Raw genomic sequence first — 9,642 nt, forward strand, 5'->3', positions numbered from 1 at the left:
ACTGCACAGCTGGCTTCTCGATGGCCCCGATGGCGTCACCGCAAGGTGCCCCACCACCCCCGGCTGGTGACCGACAACGCCGAAACCCTGCATCAGGCGGCAAGGGAGGGGCTGGGTGTCGTCAAGCTTGCCCTGCTGGTGGCAGGGAGGGATCTCGCCGATGGCACTCTCATCGACGTGCTGCCGGGCTGGCAGCCACGGGGCGGGATTCTGCATGCCGTCTTTCCATCACGGCGTGGGCTGTTGCCTTCGGTGCGTGCCCTGCTCGATTTCCTGGACGACAACATCAACGAGGTGGACTTCACCAGCCATGTGGTCGCCGCTCAGAGCTCGATGGTGAAGTCCGGCACGAACAGCGGGGGTTCGAACTCTCCGGGGTAGCCCCCGGGGTTGGCGATGACACGGGTGCCGGCGAACGCCATGTCCACCGGCTCGTGGACATGGCCGTGGATCCACAGTCCGCGCGCCCCATCAACGCCGGCAGGTGCGAGGCAAAGGCAGGTGACAGTGCATCACCCCGGTAGCGTGGCGGTATGCACTCGGCCAGCGGCGCGTGATGGCTGACCACTACCCGCGGCCCGTCGAAGGGCTCGGCCAGTTCCGCCTCGAGCCAGGCCAGGGCCTTGGCGTGCAACCGCTGGCTCTCCAAGGGACTGAAGGCCTCCCCAGCCGGCTGTTCGATGATGCTGAAATCCGGCATCAGCCAACGCGCCTTCTGATCGGTCAGCGCCGGATCGTTGTCCGGCTCTCCGGCATAGAGGTCGAAGTCCGTCCATAGGGTGGTACCGTGGAAGCGTACCCCGTTGAGCGTCAGCGAACGGTTGTCGAGCAGATGGATGCCCAGTCGCTCGGCTTCCTGGGCAAGCGTGTCGCGCAGTACGGGCATGCTGGTGCCGTAGAACTCGTGGTTGCCCGGCACATAGATAATCGGCTGGTCGGCAAAGCGCGCCGCGGCCCATGCAAGGCCCTCTGCCTCGCGATGGATATCGCCAGCGAGGATAACCGCGTCAGACGCCACCTCCGGCAGCTCCCGCCCCTCGTCGAAATGTTCCAGATGCAGGTCTGACAGCACCCTGAGCCGCATGACGATCTCCTTGTTCTGCGCACCGGGCGACACCGCGCCCATTCCCTGGCTCCCCAGCATAAGCGGGAGTTGGGGAGTTTTGCCATGTCGGGTAGCGCAGCGGCCTGGGGGGCCAAGTCTATGGGTCCAGCAACACCATCAACGAAGCCACTTCTTCGGGGTCGGAAAGTGCATGAGAAACCCTGGCGATGTCTTCTGCCAGCGGACGATCCTGCTCGAGAGTCGGTGCATGGGTGCGAACCCAGGCACAGAGCGACTGGGACGCTTGACTCAGCAAATTCGCGCCCTTCAGCTCGGCGCCCTGCACCAGCACCAACGCTTCAATGGCCAATATCTGGTAGAGATAATCGATACTGGTACTGGCGCGCCTTGCCGCGATCGTGCCTAGCGGCACAATATCCTGGTTATCGGCATTGGTCGGAATCGATTGGATCGAGGCCGGGATTGCCTGGCTACGCAACTCAGCCACCAGCGCAGTGGCAGTCACCTGGGCACCCATGAATCCGCTATGCAAGCCGGTATCGCATGGCTGCATGAAGGCGGGAAGCCCCTTGTTCCTCAGCGGGTCAGTCACCCTTGCGATGCGCCGTTCGCTATACAGGGCCATCTGGATCAACGCATTGTTGAGATGGTCGCTGGCAAAAGCCAGATGCTGGCCGAAAAAATTCCCGCCATGAAGGACAGTATCATTGTCAGGAAACAGTAGCGGATTGTCGGTCACCGCATTCAGTTCTATCCGAACCGTCTGGGCATGCTGCTCGACCACATCCCACACCGCCCCCAAGGCCTGTGGTGCACAGCGTAACGTGTAGGCATCCTGGGGCAGCGGGCGGTGCTGCTCGATGCCATTTTCCATTTCAGGAAGCGGCACCGACGCTGCTTGCCACGCGGTAAGCAGTTGACTGCTTTTCGAAAGCGACCATAACCACTGATGCAATTTCCGTTGTCCCGGATGAGGACGTAACTCCCCGATCGCCGGGTGAAACGCCTCACGGTGGCCTTCGAGGAGTTCCGTGTAGAGCAAGACCAGCAGCGTACTGAGCTTTATCGCCCGCTGTGCGCCAGTGGCATTCAAGGCAGCGATACCCACCGTGGTTGAGGTGCCATTGACCAGCGAGATGGCATCCTTGCCCTGCAGCAGAAGTGGCTGCCAGCCCAACTGCTGATGGGCTAGCGCACTCTCCATCCACTCCCCGCCCTTGAGGCTCACTCTTCCCTCACCGCTGAGAGCACGGGCCAGGTGTGCCAGCGGGGTCAAGTCACCGCTGGCACCAACGGTACCGCGTGACGGCACCTCAGGAATCAAGTCCGCTTGTAGCCAAGCGAGCAGCCTTTCGACGAGCGCCGGGTTGGCGCCGGAATGACCACGTCCCAAGCTGATCGCACGTGCAGCCATCATCGCACGGACATGAGGACGCGACAGCGGCTCACCGACACCACTGCACAGGTGATAAACCAGATTCTTCTGCAAAAGCGCCGACTGCGTGGGGTCAACGTACGTTGTCGCCAACGGACCGTAGCCCGTCGTCACGCCATAGATGAGTTGTCGACGCTCGATGGCGCCACAAAGAAATTCATGGGCCTTCTCGACTGCGCGCCTATCATTCTCTGACAGAGTCAGCACCAAGTTGCCAAGCGCTATCGCCTCAATCTCATCCAGCGTCAACCGCCCGTCATGCATGGTGAAACTTCCTTGATAGAGTGTTACCAATCACTGAGCTTGCCCAGGGTATTGGTTGGCAAGGCATCACCGTAGGTGACGCTGACGGGACGCTCTGCAGCGGGCCACTTGGCAATCATTTGCGCAATGTCTTGCGCCGCCACAGGCTCCTGACCACTAGCCGGCACAATGAATGCCTTCAAGCGCTGCTGCGCGGGATTGCCCGTGGTACGAACGACGCACTCCTCGACGCTTTCCAACGAAAGCAGTCGCTGTTTGACATAGGAAGGGCTGACATTGACGCCGCCGATCGAAATCACGCCGTCATGACGTCCATTTAACGTAAATGTGGTGTCGTTGTGCCAGTGAGCCTTATCCAATAACGGAGTGATGACATCGTCACCAACTCGTTTAATGCTCTGGGTATCATGGTGCCCCCAGTGGCACAGCAACTGATAGGGCATGTCATGCTGCCAGCGGGTCGCCACACCGCCGGTTTCTGTGCTGCCGTATATGTCGAGCATCCCCATCAGGCCCTGGTTGATCAAACGGCTGGATGTCTCTGGTGATAACGTCGCCGTGGATGAAACGCCTGCCACGTGCCCTGGCCACACCGTGTTTGATCGTGCCAGGTAATCCCAGCGCGGAGGGACGGTAACGACAAGGTCGCCAGATGATAAACTGGGCAAGGAAACACCGCTCACGGCATTGCGCGGCACACCCGCCACGCATGGGAGCGCAACGCCCAGCATGAAGCCGTAAAGATGGTGCAGCGGTAGCCAGCTGATGACCCGTTTCATCGACATTACCGACGCTAAACGACGGGCCAGTGCGTTGGCCTCCGCCTCGATATGTTCCCAGCGGTGGAAATGAGCGCTGGGCGAACCGGTGCTCCCTGAGGTACGGAATGTCAACCCTGACGTTTCAGTGATGGCTTCCGCCACGAAAGACGCCCAGTCATCAAAGCTGTAAGTCATCAACAGACGGTCTTCCAGACCTGTCTCATGCAAGCAGAAAAACTCATTGACACAGGCAGCAAGATGCAACCGTTCGAGCGAATCAATCTCCTGTAACTCCTGCCAGGCAGGCACTGTATCACCCCGATAAGCGGCCAGTTCAGCGCAGAACAGGGAGTGCATCACCGCTTTGCAATCGGCTTTTGTCAGCCATTGAGTCATAAATGGGTTCCTGGGCCTGGCAGACGGATCTACCTACAACAATCGACCTGAGCCATGACAAAGCATCAAGGTCAACCTCATCCAATTATAGCCGCTTGACAAATATCCAGTACGAATCGCCGGTAAGCGCTTTTTTCATATGCACCTTCACCTTGGTGGGTTTCATTTGATAATCAAAAATATACTCAAACATGGTATTGAGGTCATCATTCTTGACCCCTTCCTTGAAGCGGCCCTGGAATTCCTTGCTCTGCGTGCAAGGTGCCACATCGGTAAAGAAGTTCTTGCCGATGACGCTTTTCGGATCGCGACCGGTGATGCTGCCTTCCGCGGCATTGTATTGCATGATCTTGCCGGCAGCATCAAGCTGGATGGCCCCAAATGCCAGGGAGTCCAGTTTCTTGTCATCCATTTTTGCCAGCGAATTTTCAATATCATCACTGCCGAAAATCACTTTATCTAGTGCCATTTCTACAACTCCTGCGCCTGTCAATGGTTACTACCGCGTGGCAGCAACTGATCATACTGTAGTTATACAAAAGTGATACAAAGCCGTCACAGATTAACAGCAGCCCTTCTCCTGGGCAAGCACTGGTTACGATTGCAGGAAGCCCTGTGGTCTTGACCAGCAAGGCGGAGGCGCCCGGCACTATCTCGGCGAAAGGGGGCACAGACCGCATGCTCGGCGAAAGGGGGCACAGACCGCATGTGCCCGTCAGGAAGCGTCAAGGCGCAGAGCCATCTCTCGGTAACGTTCCAGGATGAAGGGCCAGCCGTATTCCGAGGCCATGGCCTTGCAGTACGCTTCGGCACCTTCGCCATGGTTATGAAAATCGCCGTGATCGAGCACCAGCCGCGTCGCGTCCCGCCCCTTGGGGATGAAGCGTAGCTCCACCCTGCTGGCATTGGCAGGATCAGGCTGCGGCACACGACCGGGGCCAATTTGCCAGGCAACAGTCACCCGGCCGGGGGGCTCCCAGGCCAGTACCCGGCCCCAGTCGACCTGAAAGCCATGCGGCCCTTCCTCGGTACAGCGGCCGTCCACCCTTGGCTCAATGCCGATATGCCTCAAGGCCGACTGCGACCAGGTGTATTCCTTGGGCCACCAGCCAACGAAGTGTTCGGTGAACAGTTGAAAGGCACGATTCTGTGACAGGGGGACCTCGATCTCATGCACGGTTACGTGGGTTGATGCTCTCATGACCGGCTCCTTTCCAATGGCTGCCATGAAGCGTAGCCGTGCATTGGCCGATGGGTGATACCCTTTGCTGAGCGTAGCGATGGTACGTCAACGCTCGCCGAGACGCTGCACCTCGCACCCGCCCCTGCTTAAGATCGTGACCCAATCAGATGCTCCACGAACCAGGCACATTGCGCCAAACTCCCCCCTGAGCTCAACAGCCTGTTAGGCTCGTGGTGATGATCAAAATCGGAGATGACGCTGCCACATGAACACACGGGACCCCACCGCCCCAGAACATCCCGCAACCGAACAGTTCGACGCTGCGCTGGAGCGACTCGCACAAGCACGACTGTCGGAGCCGCTAGCCGCCAAGGAGGAGGTGCTGGAGTCGGCCAGAGCCGTGATGGTGCTCCGCGGTGGACTGGACGCCCTCTATGCCCGGGTGTCGGCCATCGAATCGGCGGGCGTCTTCGCCAACAGTGACTGGGAGCAACCGGTCATCCTGCAACCCGCCCTGGCCATGCGCTCGTTGAGACAGGGTGAGGCCAGCCTCACGGTCATCGAAGCACTCAATGAAATTCGCCTGCTGGCCGTGGCGAGAGGCGATGTCTTTCACCCGGGCATCTCGGCAGAACAGGCCCAACGCTTCCTGAACCAGGTTATGGCACTCAACCTCGACCTGCTGTCCGCAACGTTGAGCGAGGCCGACCGTGAGCGTCCCCAGGCACTGGGTAAAATCGTGCATTCGTTGTACCGGTACCTGCTCGACAGCCTCGGGTACGAGAACATCCTCGATAGCCTGGTGGGCGAAGTCAGCCGGCTGCTCTCCCAGCGTCCGGTCCAGACGGAAAGCATCAAGCAAATGATCAGCCAGATTGCCGAGTGCCTCTTCGACCCCGATACCGACACCGCCGGCATGAATACCGCGGCGCGCCTGGTCAGTGCCCTGTTCGGTCCGGCCCCTGGCTGTCGTGACGACCCGGGCCTGGCGGTTTATTGTCGGCGTCTTGCGGCGATGGACGGGGTTGCGCTCGCCGATGAGGCCGTCGATTTCGCTCGTGCGATGCACGACACCGGGCTGGTCTCACCCTATCATCCGCTGCTCCTGCGACACTTGCGTGGCTACCGGGATGAGTTGATACCCACCGCCCTTGGGTTGAGCATGACAGGCCTCGATGTCTTGCAGTGCTACACCCAACTGGTGCATACCCTGATCGACGAGGCTGTCTATCCGGAAACCTGCCAAGCGGTGTACGGCCTGGCCATGCTGCTCGAGCGGGGCACCCTGTTCACGCCCCCCGTCGCCTCGGCGCTTTGGCGGCAGATCGGCCTGACGCTGAGCACCGAATCTTCGCAGAAATTGGCCAGGGTCTTCGGTGAGGCACAGCCCCCACGTGTCTTTCTGCTCGCCGGCGTGATGGGCCTGCTGGGCCAGCCACTGGGGATCGGCCAGGGCAATAATCCAACCTGCCAATCGGTGATCGGTCTTTCCATGTGGGCCTATAACGACCCCGACTATCTGCTGCAGCTTGTCGCCTGGGCCGCCCGGGATGACAAGATCACCATGCGCTTCGAGGGGCAGCGAGTCTCCTCCCGGGCGCTCGAGTCCGGCATGGCGAAAGAGCCCCCCGTCGATGTCGACGCGGTGTCGTTGATTCTGGTGGCACACCTGGACCGCATCTATATCGAAATGGGTCGGCTATGCGGTGAGCGCGGCGATGACCTCCATCGCTGGATCAATCCGGAGCTCTACGGCTGGTGGGTGGGCGAGGGCTTTCGTGTGGTGGTGGACTTGAACACGAACAAGCTCGACGACCACGAGGACTTCATTCGTCACTTCTATGCCTTCTATCACCCCTTCTACAACGGCAACCTCCCGGTGATCCACCCCCAGCCGGCGGGTATCGCCGTCACCGACAGTGGCGCACGCATGGTGGGGCGGCATGCGATCACCATCCTCCGCGTCGCCCTGGACGCCGCCAACGAGATGCGTGTCTATTTCTTCAACCCCAACAATGACAGCGGCCAGAACTGGGGCCAGGAAATACACTGTGCCACCCAGGGCCACGGCGAACGCCCCGGCGAGGCCTCCCTGCCGATTGCCGAGTTTGCCTCTCGGCTATTCGTCTTTCACTACGATCCCCTGGAGGTGGGAAATCCCCAGGCAGTGCCGGAAGCGGAGGTAACCCACGCCTCGGAGCTGGGCAAGACCAGTTGGGCAAAGGGTCTATGACAGCGGACTTGAGGATGTGGTGCTCGTTGACTGGAGGCCGCAGGCCTCCCGGTGGTGTTGCCCATCACCCCGCTTCCAAACGGCGCCTTTTCATCCGGTACATATCACCATCCGCCTGGCTCATCAGGTATCCGCATCCTTCCCGTCCGCGGGATAGCAGGCCACGCCGATACTGCAGGAGACCATGCTGATACCGCCGAACTCAGCGCCCAGCGGCTCGGCCATGACCTCGAGAATATGCTCCACCTTCCTGGAAACGGCATCCTCCGACTGGATGTCCGTCAGAAGAACAACGAATTCATCACCGCCCATGCGAGCCACCGTGTCCGTTTCACGTACGCAGCCTTCCAGTCGCCGAGCAATCGCACAGAGCACACGGTCACCCACCGCATGCCCCTGGACATCATTGATGCCCTTGAAGTCGTCGATATCCAGAAACAGCAACGCCAGGCCACTCTGGTGGCGATGGGCCGCACGCAGGCTCGAGTCCAGCCGATCATTGAACAGGGATCGATTCGTCAGCCCAGTCAGCGGATCATGGTGGGCGAGGAAACGTAATTCCTCCTCGGCCTGCCTGAGGGCCGTCACGTCCCGCGCGACGCCGATTCGCACCCCCTCCTCCTCGGACCATTGGGCAGACCAGAGAATATAAACGACACCGCCATCCTTGCGGAGATAACGATTGCAGAAATCGACGTGGGACTGGCCATTCATGACCCGGTGAATGGAAGCCCGCGTGGCCGCCAGGTCGTCAGGATGCCAATAGTCGGAGATCGAAGTGCCGATCAGCTCATAAGCACGGTAACCGAGCAGGGTCTCACAGGCATCGCTGACAAAGACAATCTGGTCGTGCTCATCAACCACGAAGACTGTATCCAGCATCAGGTGGATCAGCTTGGGATAGAGAGCGTTCAGATCAACGGGCATCAGTCATGGCAGTCCGGTTCAAATCATCCAACTGTAGCACGATGACGAGCGACGAGATGCGCGTCAATTTCTTCAATCCCCAACAGTGACAGCAGACTGGACTAGACCAGGGAAACACCTGTGCCCCAGAGCCACCGCAATCGCCCTGGCGAGGCCTTCCTGCCATATCACTACATGCGAAAAAAATGTTGCGGGAGCAGTTTCACAGTTTCAACTCCGGTCCGACGCATCGGCGGCTGGAAATCGCAAGCCTCCCGGCAGTGTTGCCCGCATCGGCAATCAGCACAGACGGCAGAAATCGGCAAAAACGGCCATTGAGCTTAGCCTGATATATGACATTTGAGCACAGCGGCCGCCCGCTTACGGACGGCCCCTTGGAGCGGTTTGTTGGGAAGCGTTAGCGCGTTGTTTCTCCAGAATAACCAGTGCGACTCCACCGAGGATAGCGATGGACGCCAATACTAACCGCAACGATATGGACTCGCCCAGCATAACGACACCGCCCGCAGCCGCAATGACCGGAACACTGAGTTGCACCGTCGCAGCACTGGTGGCTTTCAATGCAGGCAATACTGTGTACCAGATGGCGTAGCCTATTCCGGATGCAAGCGCACCCGAAGCAACTGCGTACCAGAAACCAGCAGGATCCAGTGATGAACCGCTCAACATTATCAAGCTCAGCACTACTGCGATTGGAACGGCGCGCAGAAAATTTCCCGCTGTTACCCTGAGGGGGTCACCTGCAGCCTTTCCGCGCAAGGAATAGACCCCCCATGCAACCCCAGCCCCTAGCATCAGTGCGGAGCCACCGAGCGGCGGCGCCGTGAGCCCTGGCAACAACAGGCTGACCAGTCCTGCTAGAGCGAGACACAAACCGATGATCTGCAGCGTCCGCAACCGTTCTCCCGCGTATATGCCATAACCGATCATTGTCGTCTGGACAGCGCCAAAGAGCAGCAACGCACCGGTTGCTGCTGACAAGCTCACATAGGCAAACGAAAATCCGGCAGCATAAGCAAACAATGCAAATGCCGATGACCAGTTGCCACCGCCCGTAAATGTGCCACGCCGCATTTGCACAATCAGCCACAGAGCCACAGCGCCGGAGACCAACCTAATGGCAGTAAAGCTCGCCGCATCGATGCTAGTGTCTTTGAGTGCGATCCGGCAGAGCAGTGAATTACCTGCAAACGCAACCATAGCAAGCGACGTCAGAGCAATGATGCGTGCATACGACATTGGAAGTTTTCCTAAGCGCCATTGAGCGTCTGTACTCTAGAGCGCCCGACAGGTATTAGACGGCGCGCCCGTTGATTGACTTGAACTTGCCTATTGCCTTTGTCGGCATGGCACTTCAGGTCGTCTCCTGCCTTCATT

9 protein-coding genes are annotated in these 9,642 nt (G+C 59.4%); 2 read left to right on the forward strand and 7 right to left on the reverse strand.

Translation table 11 applies throughout. The annotated features are described in order from the left end of the window. Positions 1-381, forward strand: a 381-nt coding sequence (locus tag Q427_RS19995) for a LysR substrate-binding domain-containing protein (RefSeq protein WP_043516871.1), incomplete at its 5' end; no start/stop codon positions are given. Here Q427_RS19995 and Q427_RS20000 read toward each other — a convergent pair. The 5 genes from Q427_RS20000 to Q427_RS20020 all read right to left on the reverse strand — a co-directional run bounded on the left by Q427_RS20000 (position 302) and on the right by Q427_RS20020 (position 5,123). Continuing rightward, positions 302-1,126: a metallophosphoesterase gene (locus Q427_RS20000; RefSeq protein ID WP_231613819.1), complete on the reverse strand. Its 825-nt coding sequence runs from the start codon at positions 1,124-1,126 to the stop codon at positions 302-304. The two genes, Q427_RS19995 and Q427_RS20000, sit on opposite strands and share 80 nt — an antisense overlap. Before the next feature lie 76 nt (positions 1,127-1,202). Next, positions 1,203-2,765 carry an HAL/PAL/TAL family ammonia-lyase gene (locus Q427_RS20005; RefSeq protein ID WP_043516872.1) on the reverse strand — a complete coding sequence of 521 codons (1,563 nt, stop codon included), beginning with the start codon at positions 2,763-2,765 and terminating at the stop codon, positions 1,203-1,205. A gap of 23 nt (positions 2,766-2,788) precedes the next feature. After that, complete coding sequence (locus tag Q427_RS20010) at positions 2,789-3,922, reverse strand: AMP-binding protein (protein ID WP_043516873.1); 1,134 nt, start codon at positions 3,920-3,922, stop codon at positions 2,789-2,791. Positions 3,923-4,007: 85 nt separating this feature from the next. Beyond that, positions 4,008-4,391 (reverse strand): photoactive yellow protein, encoded by a 384-nt coding sequence (gene pyp, locus Q427_RS20015; protein ID WP_043516874.1) that lies wholly within the window; start codon positions 4,389-4,391, stop codon positions 4,008-4,010. A 246-nt stretch (positions 4,392-4,637) separates the two neighbouring features. Next, a complete protein-coding gene (locus Q427_RS20020) occupies positions 4,638-5,123 on the reverse strand; it encodes an SRPBCC family protein (protein WP_043516875.1) in 486 nt (161 codons plus the stop codon). A 247-nt stretch (positions 5,124-5,370) separates the two neighbouring features. On the opposite strand from Q427_RS20020, the gene Q427_RS20025 reads away from it, so the two are divergent. Continuing rightward, entirely contained in the window at positions 5,371-7,338 is a 1,968-nt protein-coding gene (locus Q427_RS20025; RefSeq protein WP_043516877.1) for a hypothetical protein, read from the forward strand. Between the two features lie 123 nt (positions 7,339-7,461). Here Q427_RS20025 and Q427_RS20030 read toward each other — a convergent pair whose 3' ends face one another. Together Q427_RS20030 and Q427_RS20035 are read right to left on the reverse strand one after the other, a co-directional pair. Further along, a complete protein-coding gene (locus Q427_RS20030) occupies positions 7,462-8,265 on the reverse strand; it encodes a sensor domain-containing diguanylate cyclase (RefSeq protein WP_231613820.1) in 804 nt (267 codons plus the stop codon). Between the two features lie 360 nt (positions 8,266-8,625). After that, positions 8,626-9,504: a DMT family transporter gene (locus tag Q427_RS20035; RefSeq protein ID WP_043516878.1), complete on the reverse strand. Its 879-nt coding sequence runs from the start codon at positions 9,502-9,504 to the stop codon at positions 8,626-8,628. Positions 9,505-9,642: the final 138 nt, after the last annotated feature.

The sequence above is a fragment of the Halomonas sp. BC04 genome, from assembly GCF_000568385.1.

Bases quoted from the DNA above. Each gene is read 5' to 3' on its own strand.
- Q427_RS20000 (WP_231613819.1), bottom strand. From the start codon at position 1,126: ATGGGCGCGGTGTCGCCCGGTGCGCAGAACAAGGAGATCGTCATGCGG.
- Q427_RS20010 (WP_043516873.1), bottom strand. From the start codon at position 3,922: ATGACTCAATGGCTGACAAAAGCCGATTGCAAAGCGGTGATGCACTCC.
- Q427_RS20030 (WP_231613820.1), bottom strand. From the start codon at position 8,265: ATGCCCGTTGATCTGAACGCTCTCTATCCCAAGCTGATCCACCTGATG.
- Q427_RS20035 (WP_043516878.1), bottom strand. From the start codon at position 9,504: ATGTCGTATGCACGCATCATTGCTCTGACGTCGCTTGCTATGGTTGCG.
- Q427_RS20020 (WP_043516875.1), bottom strand. From the start codon at position 5,123: ATGAGAGCATCAACCCACGTAACCGTGCATGAGATCGAGGTCCCCCTG.
- Q427_RS20005 (WP_043516872.1), bottom strand. From the start codon at position 2,765: ATGCATGACGGGCGGTTGACGCTGGATGAGATTGAGGCGATAGCGCTT.
- pyp (WP_043516874.1), bottom strand. From the start codon at position 4,391: ATGGCACTAGATAAAGTGATTTTCGGCAGTGATGATATTGAAAATTCG.
- Q427_RS20025 (WP_043516877.1), top strand. From the start codon at position 5,371: ATGAACACACGGGACCCCACCGCCCCAGAACATCCCGCAACCGAACAG.